This window comes from Sorangium sp. So ce381 (assembly GCF_051473845.1).
Classification (GTDB): Bacteria; Myxococcota_A; Polyangia; order Polyangiales; family Polyangiaceae; genus Sorangium; species Sorangium atrum.
The window spans coordinates 525,110-551,117 of sequence record NZ_CP150336.1; the positions used below are offsets into that span (position 1 = coordinate 525,110).

Here is a 26,008-nt window from a genome sequence, read left to right on the forward strand (position 1 = left end):
GGCTCGACCGGCTCTCAGTGCGTCGTGTCCCCGCTGTCGGGGCTGCTGTCCGGGCCGTTCCTCTGGGAGCTCCAGCGGCTCGTCCTCGCCCGGGCGGCGGCCGAGGGGATCCCGGGCCGCGCCTGGCTCCGCGCCGCGATGTGCTCCCGGAGGACGCGGGCCACGGACGCGACCTGGGGGGGCTCCATCATCGTGAAATGGTTGCCGGGGACCTGGTGCATGGCAAACGGGCCGCGGGTGAGGTTCATCCAGTAGCCGGCGTCGTCGGACTCCCTCTCGTCGAGCTGCTCGCGCGCGCGCACGAACAGGACGCTGGCCTGCGTCGGGCGCGGCTCGTAGAGCGTCATGGCGCGCCAGGTGCTCAGCACGATGGCGCGGAACGGCGTGTCCTCCTGGAGCGCCGCGACGAAGCCCTCGTACGCCTTGGGCGCCGTCTCCTGGAGCGCGCTCATCTCCCGGACCATGTCGTCGGCGCCGTCGATCGACGTGCGCCGCGCGGACGCCAGGGATCCGGTGTCCAGCAGGAGGAGCTGCGCCTTCTTCCCCTCGGCGAGGAGCTGCTGCACCATCTCGTACGCGATCACGCCGCCGGCCGAGTGACCGCCCAGGAGGTACGGCCCCTCCGGCTGGGCGGTGCGCAGCTCGCGCACGTACCGCGCCGCCATGGCGGGGATCTCGGTGAAGACGGGCTCGCCAGGCTCCATCCCCGACGCCCGGATCCCGTAGACGGACAGCTCGGCGCCCATCTGCCGCGCCAGCTCGCGGTAGATGTAAACCGTGCCGCCGATGGGCTGCACAAGGAACAGCGGCGCCCTCCGGTGCGACCCGACCTGGAGCGGGACGAGGAGCCGACCGTTCCCGCGCTCCGACGCCGCGGCGCTCGCGCTCCTGTGGGTGGGAGGGGCGCTCCGCGGCGCGGGCGCGCTCGGGGGCTGGCTCCCGCGGATGTGGTCGGCGAGCGCCGCGACGGTGCGGAGCTCCAGCACCGCGTGCACCGGTAGCTCGATCTTCAGCCGCTCCTTGATCTGGGCTCGCAGCTCGATGGAGCTCAAGGAGCTCCCGCCGAGGTCGAAGAAGTTGTCGTGCGGCCGCACCTTGGCCACGCCGAGCACCTTCTTGAAGATGTCCGCGAGCGTGCGCGCCACGTGATCCGCGGGCGCGCCCTCCCTCTCCTCGGGCGTCGCGCCGATCCGCTGCGGCGCGGGCGCCGTGCGCGACGGGGCGTCGCTGCTGTCGAGCGCCGACGAAGGCGCTGCCATCGACGCAGGCGCCGCGCGCGGCGCGCCGAGCATGTACGGCGTCCGCTTGAACGGGTACGTGGGCAGCGGGACGCGCCGGCGCCGCTCGTCCCGGGAGAACGCCGCCCAGTCGACGTCGGCGCCGGCGCACCAGAGCTGGCCGACGGCGGCGAGCAGCGCCTCCAGGTCCGTCCGATCGGATCCCGAGCTCGCCATGGTGGTGAGAATGAGCCGCCCCGCGCCGGCGTCGGGGTGCCGGCTCGTCAGCGTGGCCAGGGTCCGCCCGGGCCCCACCTCGACGAAGACGTGATCTTGGTCGGCGAGCAGCGCTGCGATCCCTCGCCCGAAGCGGACGGTCCCCCGGAGGTGCCGCGCCCAGTAGGACGGATCCTGGGCATCGGCGTCCGTCATCCATGCGCCGGTGAGGTTCGAGATCATCGGGACGCGCGGCGCCCGTCGCTCCAGGGAGGCTGCCAGCTGGGTCAAGCGGTCGGCGAGGGGGCCGAAGAGCGCGGAGTGCGCCGCCAGGGCGACCGGCAGGCGCCGGGTCTCGTGGCCCTCGAGCGCGAGCTCCTGCTCGAGGCGCTCGATCGCCGGCCGCGTCCCGGAGACGACGCACGCCCCCGGGCCGTTGACGGCGGCCAGGGAGAGGCCATCGCCGAGCCGCTCGACCAGCGCGTCCTCGGAGAGGTGCACGACGAGCGTCGCCATGTCCTCGGGCAGCAGCTCGTACAGGCGCCCGCGCGCCGCGATGAGCTGCACCGCGGCCTCGAGCGACAGCACGCCCGCGACGCAGGCGGCCGTGTACTCGCCCAGGCTGTGTCCGCTGACCGCCGCGGGGCGGATGCCCCAGGACAGGAGGAGCTGCGCCGTCGCGTATCCAGTCGAGAAGATGGCCGCCAGGTTCGCGCACGGGGCGCGCATCTGCTCGGCTGCGCGCTCCCGCTCCTCGGGGCCCGGGAAGAGCAGCGCCCGGATATCCATGGACAGCGCGCGCTGGAACAGCACCGCGCACCGATCGATGCTCTCCCGGAAGACGCGCTCGCTCTCGTACAGCTCTCGCCCCATGTCCACGCGCTGGCTGCCTCCGCCGGGGAACAGGAACACGACCTTCGGCGAGCGTGCCTCGGACACATGGCTGAAGGCATGGACGGGATCGCGCGCTTGCAAGCGGGTGGCCGCAGAGGCCAGGTCGCGGCAGACGACCGCTCGGCGATGCGCGAACGGCGTCCGGCCCTGCTGGAGCGTGAAGGCGACGTCGGGGAGGGAGACGTCCGCCGCGCGCCGCAGGCGCCCGGCCAGCCGATCCGTGATGCCCTCGAGCGCTTCGCTCGTCCGCGCGGAAAGGACCAGCAGCTGGCAGGCCCGCGACGGGCCGGACGGCTCCAGCGCGGGCGCCTCCTCCAGGACCACGTGGACGTTCGTGCCCCCCATCCCGAAGGCGCTCACTCCGGCGCGGCGCGGGCGCGCTCCGCGCTTCCAGGCGAGCGGCGCGGCGTTGACGAAGAACGGGCTGCTCTCGAGGTGGAGCTCGGGGTTCGGGCGCCGGAAATGGAGCGTGGGCGGGATCAGCTCGCGCTCGAGCGACAGCGCGGCCTTGACGAGCCCGGTGACGCCCGCCGCGGCGCCGAGGTGCCCGAGGTTGCTCTTCACCGAGCCCAGCGCGCAGAAGCCGACTTTGTCAGTGCCGTTTCTGAACGCGCGCGACAGGGCGGTGACCTCGATCGGATCGCCGAGCTTCGTGCCCGTCCCGTGGCCCTCGACGAATCCGATGCTCTCCGGCTCGACCCCCGCGGCGGCGTGCGCCTTGAGGATCGCCCGCGTCTGGCCCTCCAGGCCCGGCGCGGCGTAACCGACCTTGACCGCGCCGTCGTTGGTGATCGCGGAGCCGAGGATGACGGCGTGGATGTGATCGCCGTCGCTCAGCGCGTCCTCCAGCCGCTTCAGCACGACCACGGACACGCCGCTGCCGGCCACGGTCCCCTGCGCGTCGGCGTCGAACGGCCGGCAGTGTCCGTCCGGCGACGCGAGCGAGCCCTCCTCGTGGACGTGACCGAGCCGCGTCGGCGGGAGGACCACGACGCCGCCCGCCAGGACGATGTCGCTCTCCTTCGCCGCGAGGCTCTGGCAGGCCAGGTGCACCGCGACGAGCGACGTCGAGCACCCCGTCAGCACCGTCACGGCGGGCCCGCGGAGGCCCAGCTTGTACGCGACCCGGGTCGTCAGGCCGTCGGTGACGTTCCCGGTGAGGACCTTGTAGTACTCGGCGCTCAGCGGCGCCTTGGGCACGCCGACGCGCTCCAGCCAGTACAGCGGGGCCTCGCTCCCGGCGAAGACGCCGACCGACTGCTTGCAGGAGAGCGGGGCGTAGCCGGCCCTCTCCATCGCCTCCCAGGCGCACTCGAGGAAGATCCGATGCTGCGGGTCCATGAGCGTCGCCTCGTTCGGGCTGTAGCCGAAGAACTGCGCGTCGAAGCACATCGCGTCGTCCAGCACGCCGCACGCCGGCACGAGGTTCGGCGCTCGGATCAGGTCCAGATCGACGCCCGAGCCCTCCAGCTCCTCGGGCGTGAAGAAGCGGATGCCCTCGACGCCGTTGCGCAGGTTGAACCAGAGCGTGTCGACGTCGCGCGCCTTGGGGTAGCGCCCGGCCATCCCGATGATCGCGACGGCGTTCTCGGGCACCGCCCTGCGCGCCGAAGCGGGGCCGGGGCGGCTCGAGGGGAGCGTCGGCGGCGCCGGCGCTCCGCTCTCGTCGGCCTCCGCGGCGGGAGGGGCCGCCCGGAGGTGAGCGGCCAGGCTGCGTATCGTCGGGTACTGGAGCAGCTCCACGATCGGCACGTCCCGGCCGAGGCGCGCCTGGATCGCGGCCCGGACCTGCACGAGCAGGAGCGAGTGGCCGCCGAGCTCGAAGAACCGGTCGTCGAGCCCCACGCGGTCGAGGTCGAGCACCTTCCGCCAGATCTCGCTCAGGACCGCCTCGATGTCCGACGCCGGCGCGGCGGCCCTCGGGGCGGCGCTCGGCGCCGGGCGCTCGGGCGCGGGCAGCGCGCGCCGATCGACCTTTCCGCTCGCGTTGAGCGGCAGCGCGTCGAGCTTCACGAAGGTCGCCGGGACCATGTACTCGGGGAGCTTCGCCGACAGGAACGCCCGCAGGCCTGGGAGGAGCGCGCGCGCCTGCTTTGCGCGGAGCGGGTTGTTGGCCAGCGGAGCGCGGGCCTGCCCTTCGGCGGCGCGCGCCGCGCGAGACGCGCGCGGCCTCCGCGGATCCCCGTCGCGCTCGAAGAGGGCGTCCATGCGCCCCGGGCCTCCGGTCCGCGACCACGTGACGCGGACCGCGTAGCCCAGCCTGCTGCCGAGCTCCCAGAGCGCCTCCGGCTGGATCGCGGCGCCGGCGCGCGCGCCGCCCGCGCCGCAGAGCTCCGCCTTGGTCCCGCTCGCCGTCGACAGCGCCGCGGCCAGGGCGACGTCCACGTCCACGCGCGCGTTCGGGATGCCCAGCACCTCCAGCGCCCCGGGGCGATCCTCGCGCACTGACCGCTCGATCCCGTGGAGGTCCGACGCATCCGACCAGTCCAGCGAACGGGTGATCGCGACCGGCTCCGCCGCCGCGCCCACGAACAGCGCGACGTCGTAGCGGTAGCGGGTCATCTCGTCGGCGCCGTGGCCGCGCTTGAGCCAGATCTCGACGTGGCTAACGCCCGGGATCTGGCCGCAGAGGGCGCGGAAGTAGTCGGGCGCGATGACGAGCTCCTCGTCGGTCGAGATCGCGCGCCGCACCCGGCTCCGCAGCTCCGCGGCCGGGGTATCCGGCGACGCCCTGTGGAGCTGCACCGACGCGTGGAACGCCTCGAGCAGGGGGAGGCTCCTCACGTCGCCGACGAACACGACCCCACCGGGAGCGATCGACCGCACGGCGCCCTCGAGCACCGATCGCAGGTAGTCGGCGTCGGGGAAGTACTGCACGATCGAGTTGAGGACGATCACGTCGAAGCTTCCGGGCTCGACGCGGCTGAAGTCGCTCGCCTCGCGGCGCTCCAGCGTCACGTGCGCGTGCTCGCTGGCTGCGAGCCGGGAGCGGAGCAGCGAGATGGCCTGCTCGGAGAAATCGGTCCCCAGATACGCTTCGCAGCGGGGCGCCGCCTTCAGGAGCAGGAGGCCTGTCCCGCAGCCGATCTCCCAGACCCGCTTCGGCTGGAAGGACAGGATCCGATCGACGGTGAGATCGCGCCACGCGCCCATCTCCGCCGCGTCGATGGGCGCGCCGCTGTAGCTGCTGTTCCAGCCCGTCGTGTCGAGGTCTGGCGCGGCGATGGCGCCGTCCTTGCCGTAGGTATCGTCGTACAGCGCGCGCCACTCCGAGACGCGCTCCGCCTGGAACGCCGCGTCCTGCGCTGCGGGCTGCTCGCCGCTGTTCGGGACGACGTAGGCGACGAGGCGGGTGTCGCCGTGTGCGTCGGCGGTGGCGAGGACGACGGCGTCGTCGAGGCCCGGGTGCTGCCTGAGCGCGGCCTCGACCTCGCCGAGCTCGAGGCGGAAGCCGCGGATCTTGACCTGGTGGTCGAGCCTGCCGAGGAACTCGATGTTGCCGTCGTGCAGCCAGCGGACGAGGTCGCCTGTGCGGTACATGCGCGCGGCGGGGTCGGAGGAGAAGGGGTCGGGGAGGAAGCGGTCGCGGGTGAGCTGCGGGTCGTGGAGGTAGCCGCGGGCGAGGCCGTCGCCGGCGATGTAGAGCTCGCCAGGTACGCCGACGGGGACGGGCTGTCGCCGGGGATCGAGGAGGTAGACGCGGGCGTTGTCGATGGGGGTGCCGATGGGCGGCTCGCGCGAGGGGCCGCGGTCGTCGTGCGCGCCCCTGGGGAGGGAGCAGGAGGTGGTGACGACGGTGGCCTCGGTGGGGCCGTAGTTGTTGACGACCTCGAAGGGGATGGCGCGGTGAGGCCAGAGCCTGAGCCTGTCGCCGCCGGTGAGCAGGGCGCGCAGGGCGCAGCGCGCGGGCCAGTCGAGGCGCAGCAGCTCCTCGGCGAGCGGGGTGGGGACGAAGGAGACGGTGATCTGCTGCTCGAGCAGCCACTGCTTGAGGTCGGCGGGCGAGCGCCGGAGGGCCTCGGAGGGGATGTACAGGCACGCGCCGGAGCAGAGCGCGGGCCACATCTCCCAGACCGAAGCGTCGAAGCCCGGGCTCGCGATGAGGGTGGCGCGATCGGAGCTGGACAGGGTGAACCGGCGCCTGTGCCAGGCGACCAGGTTGGTCAGCCCGCGGTGCTCCACGAGCACCCCTTTCGGCCGGCCCGTCGAGCCCGACGTGTAGATCACGTACGCCAGATCGGAGGGGCCTGTGATCCTCGGCGGCGCCGACTCAGGCCGCCAGGCGAGCGTCGACCCGTCGGCGTCGAGGCGGATGACCACGCCGCCGAACGACGGCATGCGGTCGGCGAGGCGCGCCCCTGTGATGAGCACCGGCGCCCCGGAATCGCTCAGCATGAACTCCAGCCGCTCGCTCGAGCTCTCGGGGCCGAAGGGGACGTACGCCCCTCCAGCCTTGAGGATCCCGACGATGCCGACCAGGAGATCGAGCGACCGTTCTGCGTGGATCGCGACCGCCGTCCCCGGCTCCACGCCGGCCTCGCGCAGGCGGTGGGCGAGCTGGTTCGCTCGGCGATCGAGCTCGCCGTACGTCAACGTGCCGCGGTCGGCCACGGCCGCCAAGGCATGCGGCGCGCGCGCTGCCTGCTCCTCGAACAGGTCGAGGACGCACCGGTCTCCCGGATGGTCGACCGCGGTGTCGTTCATCTCGATCACGAGCCTCCGCTGCTCGACGCGCGTGAGCAGCGGCAGGGACGACACCGGCTGATCCGGCCCCGAGGTCGCGGTGGAGAGCAGCGTCAGCAGGTGCTCCGCCATCCGCTCGATCGTGGCTCGGTCGAAGAGATCGGTGCTGTACTCGAACATCCCCGTCACGCCGTCGGGGCCCTCCCAGGAATACAGCGAGAGGTCGAAGATCGTCTTCCCGGCGTCGGCCTCGATGGGACGGACCTCGATCCCGGCGAGATCGAGATCGCGCTCCGCTGGGCTCTGCGGGGCGAACGCGATCTGCACGACCGGGTTGTAGCCCGGGCTGCGCTCGGGCCTCAGCTCCTGCACGAGCACGTCGAAGGGCAGCATGTCGTGCTCGTAGGCCTCCAGGCACAGCTTCCGCACCCGCTGGAGCAGGTCGTCGAAGCTCGGGTCGCCGGACAGATCGACGCGTATGGGCACCGTGTTCACGAAGAAGCCCATGATCTCCTCGAGATCCATGCGCGCCCGGTTGGCGCTCGGCATTCCGATCAAGATGTCGTCGCGCTGCGTGTAGCGGTGCAGCAGGACGGCGAAGGCGGCCATGAGGACCATCGTCACCGTCATCCCCCGCTGGGCGCTGAGCTCCCCGAGGCGCTCCGCGAGCGGCGCGTCGATCCGGAAGGAGACGGTAGAGCCGCGCAGGCTCTGGATCGCCGGCCGCGGATGATCGCTCGGCAGATCGAGCAGGGGCGGCGCGTGGAGCAGCCGCTCTTTCCACCAGGCGAGCAGCTCTGCTCGGGCGCTGTCCCTCATGTGTTCGCGTTGCCACGCGGCGAAGTCGGCGTACTGGATCGCGAGCTCGGGCAGCGCCGCGGGGGCGCCCCCGCGGTGGCCGTCGTACAGGAGGGCGAGCTCGCGGAACGCGAGCTCGATGGACCAGCCGTCGGTCGCGATGTGATGGAGGTGGAGCCACAGGATGTGGTCCTCGGGCCCGAGCTTGAGCAGGCAAGCCCGGAGCACGGGGCCGCGCTCGAGGTCGAAGAGGGTCTGCGCCTCTGCGTTGATGCGCTGGTGCGCCGCGACCTCCCGCTCTTCCGCGGAGAGGTGCTGGAGATCCATCACGTTGAGCTGCAAGGAGCTCTGCGGTGCGATGAGCTGGACCGGCCGCCCGTCGCGCTCTGCGTAGGTCGTCCGCAGGATCTCGTGCCGCTGCGCGAGCTCGCGGAGGCTCTTGTCCAGCGCTCCGACGTCGACGCGCCCGCGCAGGCGGAACGGGAACAAGCAGTTGTAGGCCCGGCTCTCCGGCGCCAGCCGCTGGAGGAACCAGAGGCGCTCTTGCCCGAAGGACAGGGGCAGCGGCCCTGAGCGCGGGACGGGCGAGATCGCGCGCTCGGCCCCGCGCGCCGCGCGCTCCCGCCTCACGAGGGGCGCGAACTCGGCGATGGTCGGGTGGCGGAAGAGCTCCTGGAACTTGAGTTCGACCCCGAGCGCGCTGCGCACGCGGGAGAGCAGCCGCACGGCATGGACAGAGCTGCCGCCCAGCTCGAGGAAGCTGTCATGCACCCCCACGCGCTCCTGCCGCAGCACCTCCTGCCAGATCCCGGCGAGCGCCCGCTCGACCGGAGAGCGAGGCGCGACGAAGGCGTGCGCCAGCGCGGCCCGCGCGGGGCCGGGGGCCGGGAGCGCCGCTCGATCGACCTTGCCGTTCGCCGTCATCGGCAGCGCGTCGAGCGCGACGAAGGCGGACGGCACCATGTGCTCGGGCAGCCTGCCCTGGAGGTGCGCGCGGAGCGCTGCCGGCGACGCCTCCACGCCTGGCGCTGCGGGCTGCTCGCCGCTGTTCGGGACGACGTAGGCGACGAGGCGGGTGTCGCCGTGTGCGTCGGCGGTGGCGAGGACGACGGCGTCGTCGAGGCCCGGGTGCTGCCTGAGCGCGGCCTCGACCTCGCCGAGCTCGAGGCGGAAGCCGCGGATCTTGACCTGGTGGTCGAGCCTGCCGAGGAACTCGATGTTGCCGTCGTGCAGCCAGCGGACGAGGTCGCCTGTGCGGTACATGCGCGCGGCGGGGTCGGAGGAGAAGGGGTCGGGGAGGAAGCGGTCGCGGGTGAGCTGCGGGTCGTGGAGGTAGCCGCGGGCGAGGCCGTCGCCGGCGATGTAGAGCTCGCCAGGTACGCCGACGGGGACGGGCTGTCGCCGGGGATCGAGGAGGTAGACGCGGGCGTTGTCGATGGGGGTGCCGATGGGCGGCTCGCGCGAGGGGCCGCGGTCGTCGTGCGCGCCCCTGGGGAGGGAGCAGGAGGTGGTGACGACGGTGGCCTCGGTGGGGCCGTAGTTGTTGACGACCTCGAAGGGGATGGCGCGGTGAGGCCAGAGCCTGAGCCTGTCGCCGCCGGTGAGCAGGGCGCGCAGGGCGCAGCGCGCGGGCCAGTCGAGGCGCAGCAGCTCCTCGGCGAGCGGGGTGGGGACGAAGGAGACGGTGATCTGCTGCTCGAGCAGCCACTGCTTGAGGTCGGCGGGCGAGCGCCGGAGGGCCTCGGAGGGGATGTACAGGCACGCGCCGGAGCAGAGCGCGGGCCACATCTCCCAGACCGAAGCGTCGAAGCCCGGGCTCGCGATGAGGGTGGCGCGATCGGAGCTGGACAGGGTGAACCGGCGCCTGTGCCAGGCGACCAGGTTGGTCAGCCCGCGGTGCTCCACGAGCACCCCTTTCGGCCGGCCCGTCGAGCCCGACGTGTAGATCACGTACGCCAGGGCGTCCGGCGTCTGGCCAGCGGCGGGAGGCACCTCGTCCACGGGCTCGCGATCGAGCGTCGCCCGATCCGCGTCGAGGCGAACGACGCTGAGCCCGCGGCTCGGCACGCGGCCGACGAGGTGGTCGCTGGTCAGGAGCGCCGACACCTTCGCGTCTTCCAGCATGAACGCGAGCCGAGCCGGCGGATAGGCCGGGTCGAGGGGGACGTAAGCGCCCCCCGCCTTGAGCACGCCGAGCGCGGCCACGATCATGTCCGGCGAGCGCTCCAGGCAGATGCCGACGAGCGCGCCAGGCCCGGCGCCGTTCTTCCTGAGGAGGTGAGCGATCTGGTTGCTCCGCCGATCCAGCTCGGCATACGTGAGGCGCTCGCCTTCGAACGCCACCGCGGCGGCGGAAGGGGCGCGGCGCGCCTGCTCCTCGACCTGCTCGTGGACCAGCTCGCGCGGCGGGGCCGTCGCCGCGCCGCTGCTCCAGTCGACGAGGAGCTGCCGCCGCGCGTCGGCCGACAGGAGAGGCAGATCCGAAATCCGCTGATCAGGGTCCTCGGCAGCGCCGCCGAGCAGCGCCTGCCATTGCTCGAGCAGCCTGACCGCCGTCGCCTGCTCGAAGAGATCGCGGCGGTAATCGAGCCTCGCGACGACCCCTGCGGCGGCGTCCTGGATGCTCACCACGAGATCGTGACCGACGCACGGCAGGTCGAGGTCCGTTCGGGTCAGCGTCAGCAGCGACCCAGCGCATGGCGGGGGGCTGGGGGGCGTCGCCGCGAAGAGGACCTGGACGAGCGGCGTGCGGCCCGGGTCGCGCGGCGCGGCGAGCTTCTCCAGCAGCGCCCTGGCGGGAACCTCGCTGTTCGCTCTGCCCTCCTCGATGGAGCGGTGTACCTGGCGCAGGAGCTGTCGGAACGAGGGCTGCGCGCCGAACCTGCCCCGCACGATCACCGGGCCGCCGAAGAGGCCGATGAGCTCCCGAACGCCCGGCGTATCACGCCCGTGCAGGGGCGTGCCGATCAAGACATCCTCTTCGCCGGTGATCCGGTGCAGGACGGCCAGCACCCCCGCGAGCAGCGCGGTGAACAGGCTCGCTCCTTCGTCCCGGGCCGCTGATTCGAGGCGCTGCAGGAGCGATCGGTCGAGCGCGCGCTCGATCGACCCTCCGTCGAAGGATTGCACGGCGGGCCGCGGCCGGTCCGTCGGAAGATCCAGGGCAGTCGGCGCGCCGGCGAGCTCCCGTGTCCAGTGGTCGAGCCGCGCGTCGAGGCGATCGCCGGCGGCGCGGTCGAGCTGCCGCCGGACGTGGTCCTGATAGCGCATGGGCAGCGCCGGAGGCGTCGTGGAATGGTAGAGGGCGCAGAGCTCCGAGAAGAACAGCCCCACGCTGAAGGCGCCGTCGCAGACGAGGCCGTGCATGGACAGCGCGACCAGGTGGCGGCGCGGGTGCGCCCGGATGAGCGTCACCCGCCAGAGCGGGGCATGCTCGAGCTCGAAGGGGCGAGCGACCTCCTCGCGGGCGGCCGCGAGCGCCGCCTCGTCCGAGGTGGGCTGTCGGTCCGCGGCCAGGTCCACCTCTCCGAGGTCGATCTCCACCGTCGGCCTGACGACCTGCGCGGGCTCTCCCTCCCGCTCGACAAAGGAGGTCCTGAGCGGCTCGTGGCGCGCCGCGATCGCCTCGACCGCGCGGCGCAGCCTGGGCACGTCGAGATCCCCGTCGAGCCAGGCCGCGCCTCGTTCATGGATGATCGGCGCGGGACCATGGACTCGAGCAAGGAGCCACTTCGTCTCTTGCTCGAAGGAAAGTGGCGCGTAAGTCAGCTCAACCATGGCGCATGCCCTCCTGTCCGTTCATGTCAGCGAGCACCTCCCTCCTCCCGCTCCGAGCGTTCGGAGGGGCCCTCGCAATGGGCTCACGCGCACCGCGTATGCGGCACCATGCAGGTTGTCAGGCGCTCCATCCGCTCGCGCGCCGGCTGTCGGCTCAGCGATGCCCTCGGTGACACGGCGCTCCTCCTCCCGAGCGCGCAATCCATCCCCGAGCGCGCATCAGGCGTACGCCTGTCACGGAACCATCACGCGAGAACTCGACGTCTTCGCCTCCCCCGGCGACACGTTTTCTTGGTCTATAGAATTAATAATGATCCTTTATCGTAGCATTGCCAAGCGGAATGATCAAAATCGTTCGGGCGATGAGCGGGAGCCTCATCTCGTTGCTGTCCGAGTTCCTGCGCAGTTTCTGCGCGAGTTCCCGCCCGAGTTCCCGCCCGAGTTCCCGCCCGAGTTCCCGCCCGAGTTCCTGCTCGAGCCAGTTCATCTGTGCCGCGCCCGGGGCCGCGCCGGCATGGGGCCGGGTGTGGCCCTGAGCTGCGGCACCTCCGGGGCTCGGCGGGGCTGCCCGCGGATGGACCGCGAGGGCAGGCGCTACTCTGCGGGAGGATCGGTGAAGAGAATGCCAGTCGTCGCCGTGAGCTTCTCCAGGATTGCGGGCCCGAAGCGCTCGGCGAAGCGCGCCCTCTCCTCGGGGGCGATGGCGACGTCGCCCGGCTCGTCCTCTCGCTCGTCGGTGATGATGGCGAGGAGCAGCCCGGGCTCCTTGCCGACGTTCTCGAACTGCCGGTAGACGCCCACGGGCACGTCGATCATATCGAACGGCTCGAGCGTCGTCTCCTCCGTGGCGCCCTCGTTCCAGCGCAGCGCGAAGCGGCCAGTGAGGCACAGAAACACCTCCCTCGAGCGACGGTGTACGTGCAGAGGGACTTTGTCGCCAGGCATGCAGCTGACGATGCCCACGCTCATGCCTTTGGGGCCGACGATGGCCGGCCCCGTCCCCTCGCGCGCGCCGTCCGCCGCGTGGGCCATCAGTAGATATAGAGGAGGGTTCACGGCGTCGAACGCCTCCTGTGGGATGCTGGTGTCGACGGTGTGATTCATGTGAGCCCGGAGCTCGCCGAACCGCGCGATGCGCGAGCGCATCTGCTCCGAGGTGATCTTCAGCGTCCTCATGATAGATCCCCCTTGTCTTCCGCCGCCGAGCTCCTGGAGTGCTCGGCGCGGCTCTTCCAAAGATACCGCGGGCTATGGCGGTGCGCTCGATCGATTCCCTGCTTCGAATCGGCTTTATCGCTCGCTATCGTCGCACGGGAGCGGTGTGTTGGCTGAGCAATGGACAATACTGGGCCAGTGTAGTAGCGTGGCCCGGGAAGGCCGCTCTCTGGACGAGCCTGAAAGTGTCGAGACGCGATGCTGCCGATCCCGTGGAGCGCGCCGATCATGTCTTTGTTATCGACATTGAATTCCAGGGACAGCCGTTTCCGCTGCGCCGGCAGCGCCGGGGGGCATTAGGGAATTCCAGGGACAGCCGTTTCCGCTAGGCCGGCAGCGCCTGGGGTCACCGGCCGTCCGATGGTCAATCGCCTCGACCCGCAGGTGATCTCCGGCGAAGGCTTCGCGGCGGCGGGCGCCGGCCCCTTCTCCTGCGCCGTGGCGCGTCCGGACGCGTATCCCTGAGGGCGCGGCGAATCCGGCGGGCGCGTCAGCCCCTCACTCCAGCACCACGAACTTCAGATACCGCCCCTCCCACCACGCCGGCAGCGTCGGGTGGTCCTCCGGCTGCCCGTGGATCGCCCGGATCCGCAGGTCGTCCCGCTCCAGCGTGGCGTCGTCCAGCGTCGCCAGGAAGTCTTCCGCCGTGACGTGGCTCGAGCACGACGCCGCGCACAATATGCCGCCCCGATCCAGCACGCGCGCGACCGCCGTGTGCAGCCGCCGGTAGGCGCCGAGCGCGCGCGGCTTGGCGCGCTCGCTCGGCGCGAAGCTCGGCGGGTCGCAGATGACGAGATCGTACCGGTCGCCGCGCGCGCGGGCCTTCTCGAGGAAGTCGAACGCGTCCGCCGTCACGAACTCGTGGGCCGCCGGATCCACGCCGTTCTCGCGGAACGTGCGCTGCGCCGACGCGTGGGCGGCCGACGCCGAGTCGACGGAGGTGACCCGGCCCGCGCCGCCGAGCGCCGCGGCCACCGAGAAGCCCCCCGCATAGCTGAACAGGTTCAGCACGCGCCGGCGCCCAGCCGCGAGCGCGCGCACGCGGGCGCGGTTGTCGCGCTGGTCGAGGAACGCCCCCGTCTTCTGGCCGCGCGCGAGATCGACCTCCATCGCGACCCCCGTCTCCCTCACGAAGAGGCGATCCGGCAGCGGCGGCCCGTGCAGGTGCGCGAGCTTCTTCCCGTCGGCGTCCTCGCCCGCCGCCGACGCGCGCGCGCGGAGGCCGATCGAGCGCACGCCGCGGGCGCCCAGCGCGCGCGCGAGGTGCGGGAGCAGGCGATCGAGCCAGGGCGCCAGCATGTCGCCGTCGAGGCGGATCACCGCGGCGCGCTCGTACCGATCGATGACGAGCGACGGAACCCGGTCCCCCTCGCCGTTGCACAGCCGGTAGGCCGTCGTGTCGCGGCCGGCGAACCAGCCGTCGCGCAGGGCGAAGGCGCGCTCGAGCCGCTCCGCGATCGCCCGCTCGTCGAGCGGCGGCGCCTGCGTGCGCTGGAAGACGCGGACGGCGATCGCCGAGTCCGCGTCCCAGAGCCCTCGCCCGAGGAACGGCGCCCCTTCGGCCGACAGCTCGACGACGTCGCCCGACGCCGCGGCGCCCCCGCGATGCGCGCGCTCTCCGCGCTTGCCGTCGCCGCGCTTGCTCCCGTGCCCGCCGCCGTCCGCGATGCCGTCTCGGTAGACCCATGGGTGGCCGCGGCGGACGGCGGCCGCGGCCGTCGCGGTGAGATGGACCCGCATCGACCCCGCCTAGCACGGTAAGCTCGCAGCGTGCTGCACCGAGTTCGTTCGTCCGGATGGGCCTGCCTCGGGGGGATCGCGCTGGCCGTCGCGGCAGGCTGCACGCAGGACCACGGCGTCCTCGGCCGGGATCCGTCGGGCGGGGCGAGCACCTCCGGCGCCGGCGGCGGTCCGGCGGCGACCACGAGCGGCGCGACGACGACCTCGGGCGCGGGCGGCGGCGAGGTCGAGCCGCCGGGGCCGACGAAGCTGACGGTGGTGAACGGCGTCGGCGATCACGACGCGGTCCGCTTCTGCTTCCTCGCGTACCCCGACGGGACCGGCGCCGGCGTCGACCCCTGGCCGAGCGCCGCCGCGGGCCTCGCGTTCGCCCGGGCGCAGGCGGTCGAGCCGCTCGGCTCGGCGATCCCCGAGGGGACGAGCCTGCGCGCGCACGTGATCGCCGGCGACCTCCGCGCGACGGAGGGGCTCGACTGCGCGGAGATCCTCGCGCTCGCCGCGGAGAGCGCGGCCCCGATCGTGGCGGCGGGGCTCCCCGTGCTGCCGGCGTCCGTGTTCGCCGAGGAGAAGAGCCTCCTCCTTGTCGCTACCGGATGCCTCGGCGGCGAGGGGCACACCCACGCCAGCGAGAAGGAAGGCTGCGGCGACGCCTACACGATCGACACGCCGACCGCCGGGCTCGTCGCGGTCGCCATGTCGCGGCGGACGAGGTTCGACAGGGTGAGCCTGCAGGTCGCGCACGCGAGCGCGGCGACGCCGGTGGTCCATGTGGAGCTGACGCCCGGCCGCGGGGGCGCGACCGGGGCGACGCTCGCGCAGGACCTCTCGTACGGCGCGATCGCCCCGTTCCCGCCGTCCACCGGCTTCTCGGTGGGCGACCTCGGCGCGCTCGAGGAGGTCACGATCGAGACCCGCGATCCCATCGAGGGAGCGGTGACGTCGTCGGTGCCGATGCGCGAGATCCTGGCGAGCAGCGACGTGCCGGCGGCGGACATCGGGGACGGTCTGGGGTTCGTGCTTGTGGCCGTCGGGGCTGCTCCGGGGGCGGAGCAGGGCGGGTTCTGGCACCCCCTGACGTACTCGCTCGTGCGGGCGAATCCCTGAGCTCGTCCCCGAACCATCCCATCCCCCGGTGAGGCTCCGGTGTTCACCGTCTCTCGTCGGACGGAACGACAACGCCTCGCCCGGCAGCGCGCCGTGGACTCCCCTTGATTCCGCCTCGGGCATCAAGGCTCCATCGAGCGCGGTTCGCAATGCCACGCTGCTGCCGTGTGGTGCCGTGTTGTCCAGTATTTGCGCAAGACCCTGATTGCTTCTGTACGGCCGATTCGAGTGTGTCCGGCGCGTCTGCGGAGCTTGCGGCGCACGTTGTCTTATCGGAGGATGAAGGGTCTGCCCCCTCGGCCTCAGGCGCCTCCCTCTCTCCTCGCGGGTCTGCGCTTCGCAGGCCTCCCCACGGCTCTGCCTGGCTCTTCGCCGAGGCGCGTCGCGCCGGGAAAGACGTGAAAAGACGTGAAAAGACGCGAGTCGCTCGACGAACGGGAGCGCCCTGTACGGATGACATCACGAGAGGATCACCCGCCGTGACGATCGGATGAATCTCCAGTATAACGCGAGTGCCGAAATTCCGAGGGGGGGAGGGAACATGGCGACACAGGTATTTGTCGGGGCGAGCTCCGCGGCGGATCCGAAAGAGGCTGCCTCAGAGGCCGTGGCGACGGCGCTCCGCGGGTCTTCCCGCACGGAGCATGTGGCGCGACCGGCGTTCGCCCTCGTCTTATCGACGGACCAGTACGACGCCGACGCGCTCGCCGCGGCCGTGACGAGCCAGCTGCCGGGCGTCCCCTGGGCGGGGTGCTGCACTGCAGGGGTCTTCGCCGGCAGCCGGCTGCTCCGGCAGGGGCTCGTGGTGGGGCTTGTCGCCTCGGAGACGGTGCGTGTCGGCGTCGGGGTCGCGCAGCCGGTGAGCCAGGACGGGCGGCGCGCCGGCGTGCTGGCCGCCTCGCGCGCCCTCGAGGCGTTCCCGTCGTCCGTCGCTCCCGGGTGGAGCCGCGCGCTCATCGTGCTGCCGGACGCGGTCACGGGCAACGGGGCCGACGTGGTGCGCGGCGCGGTCGAGGTCGGCGGGACGGGCGTCGTCTGGGCCGGCGGCGGCGCGGGCGACAACCTCCGCTTCGTGCGCACCGCGCAGTTCGCGGGCGGCAGGGCGTACTCGGACAGCGTGGTCGTTGTCGCGATCGACTCGCCGGCGCGCATGGCGACCGGCATCCGCCACGGCTTCCGGCCGTATGGCCCGCCCACGATGGTCACCCGCGCCGAGGGCACGGTCCTCGCCGAGCTCGAGTACGAGGGCGCCTTCTCGGTCTACCAGCGCACCGCGCGCGCGAGGGGGCATCAGGTGAACATCGACGGCTTCGCCACGTTCGCCATGACCCACCCGCTGGGCATCCCGCAGGCCGACGGCGAGCACGTCATCCGCGACCCGCTGCGCGTCGTCTCGCCGGGGGGGCTCTACTGCGTCGGCGAGGTCCCGGACGGGTGCCTCATCCGCGTCATGGAGGGCGACCCCATCGGCCTCGTCGGCGCCGCGCGCGAGGCCGCGACCACGGCGCGCGACGCGGTGGCCGGGCCCATCGCCGGAGCGTTCGTGTTCGACTGCATCTCGCGGTGCATGATGCTCGGCGAGACGGTGCGCGACGAGCTGACCACCTTCGAGAGCGAGCTCGGCGAGAGCGTCCCGGTGATGGGCTGTCTGACCTTTGGAGAAGTCGGCACGCTGGGCCGAGGAGTACCGCAGTTTCACAACAAGACCGCTGTCGTGCTCGCCCTGGGGGCCTGAGCGCCGGAGCGGTTGGAGCCCTGTCATGGCGAGCGGCGAAGAGCACGAGATCCAGGAGGAACGGCTGGCGCTCCTCAGCGTCCTCCAGGAGCTCACGGTCGCGGCGCTCGACCTCTTCGATCCGCACCAGTCGATGGCGGTCTTCCTGGAGCGGCTCGCCGAGCGCCTGAGCTGCATCGCCGTGCTCGTGCTCGTCGAGCCGGCCCCGCTCGCCCCGCGGCTCCTCGACGCCGCCGGCCTGTCGGCGAGCTCGCGCGCGCTGCCCATCCCGCCGCGCTCACCCGCCGCTGCGGGCGAGCCCACCGGCGGGGGCGCGGGCCTCTCCTTGCCCTACCCCGAGCTCGCGCGGCCCGGGCTCGTGACGTGGCACTTCTCGCTGGAGGGGCAGGGCGAGAGCGGCGCATCCAGCCTCCTCCTCTGCTTCGAGAGCGAGCCCCCGTTCGCGCCTCGGTACCGGGGCATGATGCGCCGGCTCACGGCGACCTTCCGCACGGCGCTCGTGCACCGCCTGCTCTACGCCCGCATGCTCGAGAACGAGCGCGAGCGGGCGCGGAACCTCGCCGCCGCGGAGGCGGGGCGCGCGGCGGCGGAGGCGGCGCAGCGGCGCGCGGCCTTCCTCTCGGAGGCGAGCCGGCTGCTCTCGAGCTCGCTCAACTACGAGGCGACGCTGGTGCGCGTCGCGCGCCTGCCGGTCCCGTTCGTCGCGGACTGGTGCATGGTCGACATCATCGAGCGCGAGGCGATGCTCCGGCGCGCGGTCGTCGTCCACGCCGATCCCCAGAAGAGCGAGCTCGCGCGCCTCCTGCAGGGCCAGACGCCGATGGACTCGGTCCTCCCGTCCGGCGTCGCGCGCGTGCTGGAGACGGGGGAGGCGGCGCTCTGCGAGGTCGCGGGCGCGCCCCTCGCCCCGGAGAGCGAGCGCGGCTCGTACGACAGCGAGCCGCCGGTGTCGGCCAGCGAGGCGCTCCTCATGGAGCTCGGCCTCCGGCGTTACATCGCCGTGCCGCTCGTCACGCGCGGCACGATGCTCGGCGTGCTCACCATCGCGTCCGGCCGCGACGATCTGCTGTACGGCGTGGAGGACCGGGCGCTCGCCGAGGATCTCGGCCGGAGGGCCGCGCTGGCGATCGACAACGCGCGGCTGTACGAGAGCGCGCAGCGGGCGATCCGGGCCCGGGAGGAGCTCGTCGCGGTGGTGTCGCACGATCTCAAGAGCCCGCTCGCCACCATCGTCATGAACACGAGCCTCCTGCGCCGGAAGCTGCCGGGCGCGGACGAAGCCGCCGAGGTGCGGCGCCCCGTCGAGCGCATCCAGAAGGCGGCCGATCGCATGAACCGCCTCATCCGCGATCTGCTCGACCTGGCGAAGCTCGACGGCGGCTACATCTCGATCCAGCCGGTGCCCCACGACGTCGCCGGCCTGCTCGGCGACGCCATCGAGCTCCTGCGGGAGGAGGCGGCGGAGAAGTCGCTGCGCCTCGAGCAGAGCGTCGAGCTCGGCGTCGATCGGGCGCTCTGCGATCGCGAGCGGATCCTCCAGGTGATCGCCAACCTCGTCGGCAACGCGATCAAGTTCACGTCGGCCGGCGGCGAGGTCGCTATCCGGGCCGAGCCGTGGGGCCGGGAGGTGCGCCTCTCGGTGCGCGACACCGGCCCGGGCATCCCGGAGGACCAGCGGGCGCGCATCTTCGAGCGCTACTGGCAGGCGAAGGAGACGGCCCACAAGGGCACGGGGCTCGGCCTCTCGATCGCGAAGGCGCTCGTCGAGGTGCACGGCGGGCGCATCTGGGTCGAGAGCAAGGTGGGCGAGGGCAGCACGTTCTTCTTCACGCTGCCGATGGTGGAGGCCACGAGCGCGACCTCGGGAGTCGCGGCTGGCACGCGCCTCGGGGCCTGACAGCGGCATTCGGGGTTTGCCGTACAGCGGTGTAATCACATCACCGAGGCAGATTGCCTCTTCGCCTTGCGCGTTGGCGGTCCGATCCGTTCATCGCTATACCTTGCCACGATGAAGGACGTCGGGGACGACAGGGGCGATGCGGCGCCGGCCGAGGCTCGATGGGGCGATGACGAGAGGGGGCTCGTGGAAGCCGCGCTGCGGCTGCTGGGCATCCGCAACCTCGTGCTCGCGATCCACGATCCGAGCTTTCCCTCGGACGACGCGGAGGACATCGGGCGAGGGTCCCCGTATACCGAGGGCGGGCGCCGATTCCTCCGGTTCGTCCGGGATCTCGGCTTCAACGGCGTCCAGCTGGGTCCGCAGGGGGAGACCTCGGCCGACAACGCGTCTCCGTACGACGGCACCATCTTCTCGCGGAGCACGCTGTCGATCTCGCTCGCCCGGCTGGTCGAGGACGGCCCCTCTGGCGCGCTCCTCCGCCCCGAGTCGCTCCGGGAGATCGTCGCCGGGCGGCCTCCTGGCAGCGAGGCTCGCGCGCAGCACGGCCATGCCTACCGCGCGCAGCGCGCCGCGCTCCGCGAGGCGTACGCGTCGTTCGAGGGCCGGCGGACGCGCGGCGAGCTCGGCGACCTCGGCGACCTCGAGCGCCGCCTGGACGCGTTCACGCGGCGGAACGCGGCGTGGCTCGAGAGGGACGGGCTCTACGGCGCCCTCTGCGCCGAGCACCGGAGCGGCTGGTTTCACGGCTGGTCCGGCGAGCCGGATCTGGACCGGCGCCTCTACGCGCCTGGCCCTGGCGAGGTGGTCGCGTGCGGGGAGCGCAGGAGAGCGCTCCTCGACCGGTACCGCGACGAGCTCCGCTTCTACGCCTTCTGCCAGCTCCTCGCGCACGAGCAGCACGCGGCGCTCCGGGCGGTGACGGCCGATCTCGGGCTCAAGCTCTACGGAGATCTGCAGATCGGTTACTCGCCTCAGGATGCCTGGGCCTACCAATCGGTCTTCCTGAGGGGTTATCTGATGGGGGCGCCGCCGAGCCGGACCAACCCGGAGGGCCAGGTGTGGAGCTACCCTGTCCTGGATCCTGCGCAGTACGAGGATGCGTCGTCCGGCGGGCTCGCGCTCGTCCGGGCGCGGATGGACAAGATGTTCGACGAGTTCGACGGGGTGCGCCTCGATCACCCGCACGGGCTCGTGTGCCCCTGGGTCTATGCCGCCGACGCCCCCGATCCGCTCCGCGCCGTCCAGGGAGGGGCGCGGCTCTTCTCGTCGCCCGACCTGCCGGAGCACCCGTTGCTCGCGCGGTACGCCATCGTCTCTCCTGGGCAGCTGAACCGCGCCGTGCCCCGGTACGCCGACGACTGGGTCACCTCGCTGTCCCCGGAGCAGGTCGGGCGCTACAGCGTCGTCTTCGACACGATCGCGCGCTGCGCGGAGGCCCGCGGGCGCGCCATCTCCGACGTCGTGTGCGAGGTCCTGAGCACGCTCCCGTTCCCGCTCGGGGCCGTCCTCGAGCGGCACGGGCTGGGGCGTTTCCGGGTCACGCAGAAGGCCGATCTCGACAACCCGAAGGACGTCTATCGCAGCGAGAACGCCGCGCCCGCCGATTGGATCATGGTGGGGACCCACGACACGCCGCCGCTCTGGAGGCTCCTCGACACCTGGGAGCGCGCCTCCGCGCTGGGGCGGCAGGCGGCGTACCTGGCGACGCGCCTCGCGCCCTCGCCGGCCGAGGAGGGCGCGATGGCGCGCGCGCTCGCGTCCGACCCCCGCGCGCTGGCGCAGGCCAAGCTCGCCGACCTCTTCGCCAGCCGGGCGTCGAACGTGATGGTCTTCTTCGCCGATCTGCTCGGGATGAAGGGGATCTACAACACGCCCGGGACGGTGGGCGACCACAACTGGTCTCTGCGGGTCCCCCGCGATTACGAGCGGTCCTATCTGGAGATGCGCGCGCGCGGCGCGGCCCTCGATCTGCCGCGCGTGCTCGCGCTCGCGCTGCGCGCGCGAGGGGGCGCGGAGTCGGAGGAGCGGGGGAACCTCGCCAGGCGGCTGGAGCGCCGCCCGGGCTAGCCTCGCGTTCGTCAGAGCAGGTCCTGGTCCGGTCGAGCAGGCGCTCGGCCCGAGCTACTTCGGGCGCCTGACGGATCCCCTCATTGGGTTGGCATTTAAATCGAGAAATTGAACAGGGAGGCGGGGAGACGGGGAGATTCATGGGATTTTACTCCCCGTCTCCCCGCCTCCCTGTTCAATTTCTCGAAAAATCCGGGGAAATTCCTTAGTTCGGGCTCCACACGGCCCACTTCCCCGAGGTGGCCCATGTGTCGCTCGCATCCTTGAACGCGCCGATGAACGCGGCGCTCGAGTCGAAGAAGTCGCCCGGCGGCGCGACAGCGTCCTTGGTCAGGGACGTCGCGGGACCGAAGACCGGCGCGGACGGGTCGAAGCAGCCCGGGATACCGGGGTCCTCCTCCCGATTCTTCCGATCGGGCTCGCTCAGGAACGCGATCTCATCGAAGCCGCCGTCGTCGTCCTGGAGAATGCCTGTCCCGTCGCTCGTCTCGGCATAGGCGAAGTCATTCACCAGATTGGAGAAGATCGAGCTCGATATGTTCTGTTCGTGGTCCGGGTCGCGCACGTCGAGGCCCGACTCGAAGCCCGTGACGATCGTGTTGAAGATGTTCGCCTTCGTCGACCGGCGGAGGAGGATGCCGTACTGCTCCTTGCCCACGTCCACGCCTTTCCCGCAGAGCGTCGCGTTGTAGATCGTCGGCTCGCTCCGAGGCTCGAGCGCCGGCGTGAGCGCGAGCGGGTCGTTGTCCCCTTCGAACCCGTTGGTCTCCTCCGCGACGTCCGGGTCCTGCTGCGCCACGAGGAACTGGAGCTTTCCGCGATAGCCTTGGTCCCAGTCGAAGGCGTCGTCGCCGCTGTACTGGCAGGCGAGGTGCTTTGCGTTCACGGTGCCCCCGAAGAACTCGAAGCAGTCGTCGGACACGTGCCTCACCTGGACGAAATCGACGATCGTCCCCCTGCCGACCCCGCCGAAGGTGAGCCCATTGATCTCGTTGTTCGGCGCGAGCTTCACGCCGGAGTACTCGATGCGCACGTATTTGAGCGTGCCGCTCGAGTCGTTCTCGTCGATGCCCCCGTATTGTCCGTTGTTCGTCAATCCCTCGATCTGGCCCGGGCTGCGTGCGCCGTTCGCGTCCACGTGGTTGGTCGGCGCGTTGCCGAGGAGGATGACGCCGCCCCAATCGCCTGCCATGCGATCCTTCGGGGGCTTGCTGCTCGTGAACACGATGGGCTCATCCCTGGTGCCCACGGCGATGAGCTTGGAGCCCGGGTGCACCACGAGGGCGGCGGGGACTTGCGGGTTCGTCTCGCCGAGGATGGTCGTGCCCTTCTCGATGGTCAGCGTCGCCCCGGCCGAGACGTTCACCTGCCCCTTGAGGATGTAATTCTTGTCACATTTGAGCGTGAAATCCTCCGTGATATCACCGGTGATCTCGACGGGCGGCTTGTCGGCAGCCGCGCACCCGACTGGCGGGTTGCCGCCCTCGCCGCCGGCTGAGCCGCTCGACGAGGGGACGCAGATGCTGTCCGTGAGGTTGCAGACGGCGCCGTCGAACTGCGCGCAGTCCGCGTCGGAGCTGCATTGCACGTCCCGCTGCTCGATGATGAACGAGCACGCGAGGGCGCCCGTGGCGAGCGCGCCCATGGCGAGCGCGAGGGCGGCGGCAGGTGATGAGTCGACGAGGCTGCGCTTGGGGTTCATTGCAATGACCCGATGGCAAGAGAATCGTTTCTGTCAAGCAGGGCCGCGCTGTCCGGCTGACAGGAGGTGGGGAAAACCGGTGCCAAGAGCCCATCCTATTCGCGAGAACGTCACATGGCAGCCGCTTCGAGGTAACAGCTCGAGGGCATTCTCCCGCCCGGGCTGGCCTCCCTCTGGGGATCGATCCGGCACAGGTCGAATGAGCGCTCCCAGCGATCCCAACGGTTGGCGGAAATATCGCCCGATTGCCGAGATCGGCAGGGGAGGCATGGCCGACGTCTGCCTCGCGGTCGCCCAGGGGCCCGCGGGATTCAACAAGCTTGTCGTGCTGAAGCGGGTGCGCGCCGAGCTCGTGGAGGACGCCGATATCCTCGCCATGTTCCTCGACGAGGCGCGGCTCGCGGCTCGATTGAATCATCCGAACGTCGTGCAGACGCACGAGGTCGGCGACGAGGGAGCGCGCTTCTTCATCGCCATGGAGTACCTCGACGGCCAGCCGCTCGGCAGCGTTCGCGCCCGCATGGGGCACGACAAAGTCCCGCTGCCGCTCCAGGTGCGCGTCCTGTGCGACGCGCTCGCCGGGCTCCATTACGCGCACAATTTGCGCGATTTCGACGGGACGCCGATCCAGGTAGTCCACCGCGACGTGAGCCCGCAAAACATCTTCGTCACCTATGACGGCGTGATCAAGGTGGTCGACTTCGGGATCGCCAAGGCGGCCGACTCGCTGACGGAGACGCGCACCGGAATGCTCAAGGGAAAGGTGTCGTATATGTCGCCGGAGCAAGCGCGCGGAGAGCGCGTCGACCGGCGATCCGACGTCTTTTCGGTGGGTGTGATCCTCTGGGAGGCGATCGCCCGGAGGCGCATGTGGAAGGGCTTCAACGACCTCGCGATCCTCGGGCGGCTCGCCATCGGGGAGGTTCCGAGCCTCAGGGAAGAAGCGTCCAAGGTCGATGTCGACCCCGAGATCGAGCGGATCTGCCAGAAGGCGCTCGCGCCCGCGCTCGAAGGCCGCTACGCCACCGCGGCCGAGCTGCAGGCGGATCTCGAGCGCTGGCTGGTCGAGCGCCATCGGGGCATGACCGCGCGGGAAGCCGGCGAGATCGTCGCCAGCCAGTTCGCGGACGATCGGGCGCGGATCAAGCAGGTCGTGGAGGAGCAGCTGCGCGGCGTGCGCTGGACCGGGAGTTATCCCAGGGTCACGCTGACGCCCGATCTACCGAAGCTGGGCACCGGTCGGATGTCGACGACACCGACCATGACCGCGCCCGCGGCCATCAGCCATTCCTCGGACGCGACCTCGATGGTGCCCTCGGTGAGCGCGACCGAGGCGAAGGAGCGCGCCGCGCGCCCGAACCGCGCCATGTTCCTGGTCGCGGTCACCTTCGTCGCCATCGGGGGCACCGTGAGCGTCGGGGTCTTGCGCGCGCAGCCGTGGCGGCTCGCCGCGGGCGATCACCGCCAGGCGCAGGTCGCCGCGCCGCCCGCGATGGAGCCCTCTCCGAAGCAGGAGGAGGACATCCGCCTCGTCGTCCGCGTCTCGCCGGTCGACGCGAAGGTCTCCATCGACGGCTCCCCGACGTCGAGCGGCGCCTACGAGGGCCGCCTCGCCAGGGATGGCCGCGTGCACGTCATCCGCGTGGAGGCGCCGGGTTTCCTCGCGCAGGAAGAGAAGATCACGGCGAGCAACGATCTCTTCTTGAGCCTCGCGTTGTTGAAGAGCGGACCGGAAGCGCAGCCAGGGAGACTCGCCCCCATCGGTCGGGGCGCATCGGCGGACGCAGGCGGCGCCGCCGCGGCGCCGCCTGCGTCCGCCGTGCCGCCGGCGAGCGCGCCTGCGCCGCTGTCGCCGCCGTCTGCCGAGCAGAAGCTGAAGCGTGGCATCGACCTGGAGAGCCCGTACGCCCGATGAAGACCCCGAGAGCGCTCGCGCTCTGCGCCGCGATCGTGCTCAGCGCTCCGCTCGGCGCGCTCGCTCAGCCTGCCGGTGCCGGCAAGACCGAGGAAGCCGACGCCCGCTTCCGGCGAGGCGTCGAGCTTTATAACGAGGTTGATTATGGCGCTGCGCTCACCGAGTTTCGCCGCGCCTACGAGCTCGCGCCCGCATATCAGGTGCTCTACAACATCGCGGGTACGTGTTATCAGCTCAAGGACTACGCCTGCGCGCTGCGCGCCTTCGAGAAGTACCTCGCCGACGGCGGCGAGCAGATCCCGGGCGGCCGGCGGGCCGAGGTGGAGCGGGACATCGCCGTCCTGCGGAGCCGCGTCGCGACGGTCGAGATCTCGACATCGGCGCCGGGCGTCGAGATCTCCGTGGACGGGATGCCGGTGGGCGAGACGCCGCTCCCTGAGCCCCTCCTGATGAGCGCCGGTCGCCGCCGCATCGTCGCCGAGGCGCCGGGCCGCCCGGCGGTGTTGCGGGTCGTCGATGTGGCCGGCGGCGATCACGTTCAGCTCAAGATCGAGCTCCCCGAAGCGCGGACCCCGCAGGGCCCCGGCGAGGGCGCGGGCGGCGCGCCGGCTCCGCCGCCGGCGCCGCCGGGCGCGTCGTTGATGGACCACCGCGCGCCTCGCCAGCAGCGGGGCGTGCCCCTGTTCCCCTGGCTCGCGACCGGCGCGCTCGCCGTGGGCGCGGCCGCCACCGGCGTCCTCGCGCTCGGCGCCTCCGGCGACCTAGGCGCGGAGCTCGATCGGTATCCCGGCGACGCCCGCGCCATCGAGCGAGCGCGGGCGAGGAGCGAGGCGCTCGCGCTCACCACCGACCTGCTCGCGGGCGCCGCTGTGCTCGCCGGCGGCCTCTCGATCTACCTCACTGTCGCTGGTGCAGGCCCGGAGCGCGCCGACGCAGAGCGCGCGTCATCTCCTCCGGTGAGCCTCAAGATCGCGCCGGCGTCTCTCGAGCTCGCGGGCTCCTTCTAGACCGACGCAGAGCGTCGCAGGGTCGCGACGGTCAAAAC

10 protein-coding genes are annotated in these 26,008 nt (G+C 71.8%); 6 read left to right on the forward strand and 4 right to left on the reverse strand.

From position 1 onward, the window contains the following. Window positions 1–14 precede the first annotated feature (14 nt). From WMF29_RS01975 to WMF29_RS01985, 3 genes are all read right to left on the reverse strand, one after another. A complete protein-coding gene (locus WMF29_RS01975; RefSeq protein ID WP_437327214.1) occupies window positions 15–11,585 on the reverse strand; it encodes an amino acid adenylation domain-containing protein in 11,571 nt (3,856 codons plus the stop codon). Window positions 11,586–12,179: 594 nt separating this feature from the next. After that, window positions 12,180–12,761, reverse strand: a complete 582-nt coding sequence (locus WMF29_RS01980) for a cupin domain-containing protein (protein ID WP_437327215.1) — start codon at window positions 12,759–12,761, stop codon at window positions 12,180–12,182. Window positions 12,762–13,298: 537 nt separating this feature from the next. Continuing rightward, window positions 13,299–14,540 carry a class I SAM-dependent rRNA methyltransferase gene (locus WMF29_RS01985; protein ID WP_437327216.1) on the reverse strand — a complete coding sequence of 414 codons (1,242 nt, stop codon included), beginning with the start codon at window positions 14,538–14,540 and terminating at the stop codon, window positions 13,299–13,301. Window positions 14,541–14,570: 30 nt separating this feature from the next. Between WMF29_RS01985 and WMF29_RS01990 the strand changes: the two genes are divergently transcribed. From WMF29_RS01990 to WMF29_RS02005, 4 genes are all read left to right on the forward strand, one after another. Further along, a complete protein-coding gene (locus tag WMF29_RS01990) occupies window positions 14,571–15,644 on the forward strand; it encodes a hypothetical protein (RefSeq protein WP_437327217.1) in 1,074 nt (357 codons plus the stop codon). Window positions 15,645–16,185: 541 nt separating this feature from the next. Then, a complete protein-coding gene (locus tag WMF29_RS01995; RefSeq protein ID WP_437327218.1) occupies window positions 16,186–17,379 on the forward strand; it encodes an FIST signal transduction protein in 1,194 nt (397 codons plus the stop codon). A 25-nt stretch (window positions 17,380–17,404) separates the two neighbouring features. Further along, window positions 17,405–19,276: a sensor histidine kinase gene (locus tag WMF29_RS02000; protein ID WP_437327219.1), complete on the forward strand. Its 1,872-nt coding sequence runs from the start codon at window positions 17,405–17,407 to the stop codon at window positions 19,274–19,276. 111 nt (window positions 19,277–19,387) lie between these two features. Further along, window positions 19,388–21,346: a 4-alpha-glucanotransferase gene (locus WMF29_RS02005; protein ID WP_437327220.1), complete on the forward strand. Its 1,959-nt coding sequence runs from the start codon at window positions 19,388–19,390 to the stop codon at window positions 21,344–21,346. 205 nt (window positions 21,347–21,551) lie between these two features. On the opposite strand, the gene WMF29_RS02010 is transcribed toward WMF29_RS02005, so the two are convergent. Then, the gene (locus WMF29_RS02010; protein ID WP_437327221.1) at window positions 21,552–23,048 is read right to left on the reverse strand and encodes a hypothetical protein; all 1,497 of its coding nucleotides are present in this window, start codon (window positions 23,046–23,048) and stop codon (window positions 21,552–21,554) included. A 199-nt stretch (window positions 23,049–23,247) separates the two neighbouring features. Here WMF29_RS02010 and WMF29_RS02015 point away from each other — a divergent pair, with 199 nt between their 5' ends. Together WMF29_RS02015 and WMF29_RS02020 are read left to right on the forward strand one after the other, a co-directional pair. Further along, on the forward strand, window positions 23,248–24,963 hold the full coding sequence (locus WMF29_RS02015; RefSeq protein WP_437327222.1) for a serine/threonine protein kinase: 1,716 nt from the start codon (window positions 23,248–23,250) through the stop codon (window positions 24,961–24,963). Continuing rightward, the gene (locus WMF29_RS02020; RefSeq protein WP_437327223.1) at window positions 24,960–25,970 is read left to right on the forward strand and encodes a PEGA domain-containing protein; all 1,011 of its coding nucleotides are present in this window, start codon (window positions 24,960–24,962) and stop codon (window positions 25,968–25,970) included. Before WMF29_RS02015 ends, WMF29_RS02020 begins: the two co-directional genes overlap by 4 nt. Window positions 25,971–26,008 lie beyond the last annotated feature (38 nt).

Coding starts and splice junctions, on each gene's coding strand:
- WMF29_RS02005 (WP_437327220.1), top strand. CDS start 19,388: ATGAAGGACGTCGGGGACGACAGGGGCGATGCGGCGCCGGCCGAGGCT.
- WMF29_RS02020 (WP_437327223.1), top strand. CDS start 24,960: ATGAAGACCCCGAGAGCGCTCGCGCTCTGCGCCGCGATCGTGCTCAGC.
- WMF29_RS01980 (WP_437327215.1), bottom strand. CDS start 12,761: ATGAGGACGCTGAAGATCACCTCGGAGCAGATGCGCTCGCGCATCGCG.
- WMF29_RS02010 (WP_437327221.1), bottom strand. CDS start 23,048: ATGAACCCCAAGCGCAGCCTCGTCGACTCATCACCTGCCGCCGCCCTC.
- WMF29_RS01975 (WP_437327214.1), bottom strand. CDS start 11,585: ATGGTTGAGCTGACTTACGCGCCACTTTCCTTCGAGCAAGAGACGAAG.
- WMF29_RS02015 (WP_437327222.1), top strand. CDS start 23,248: ATGAGCGCTCCCAGCGATCCCAACGGTTGGCGGAAATATCGCCCGATT.
- WMF29_RS01995 (WP_437327218.1), top strand. CDS start 16,186: ATGGCGACACAGGTATTTGTCGGGGCGAGCTCCGCGGCGGATCCGAAA.
- WMF29_RS02000 (WP_437327219.1), top strand. CDS start 17,405: ATGGCGAGCGGCGAAGAGCACGAGATCCAGGAGGAACGGCTGGCGCTC.
- WMF29_RS01985 (WP_437327216.1), bottom strand. CDS start 14,540: ATGCGGGTCCATCTCACCGCGACGGCCGCGGCCGCCGTCCGCCGCGGC.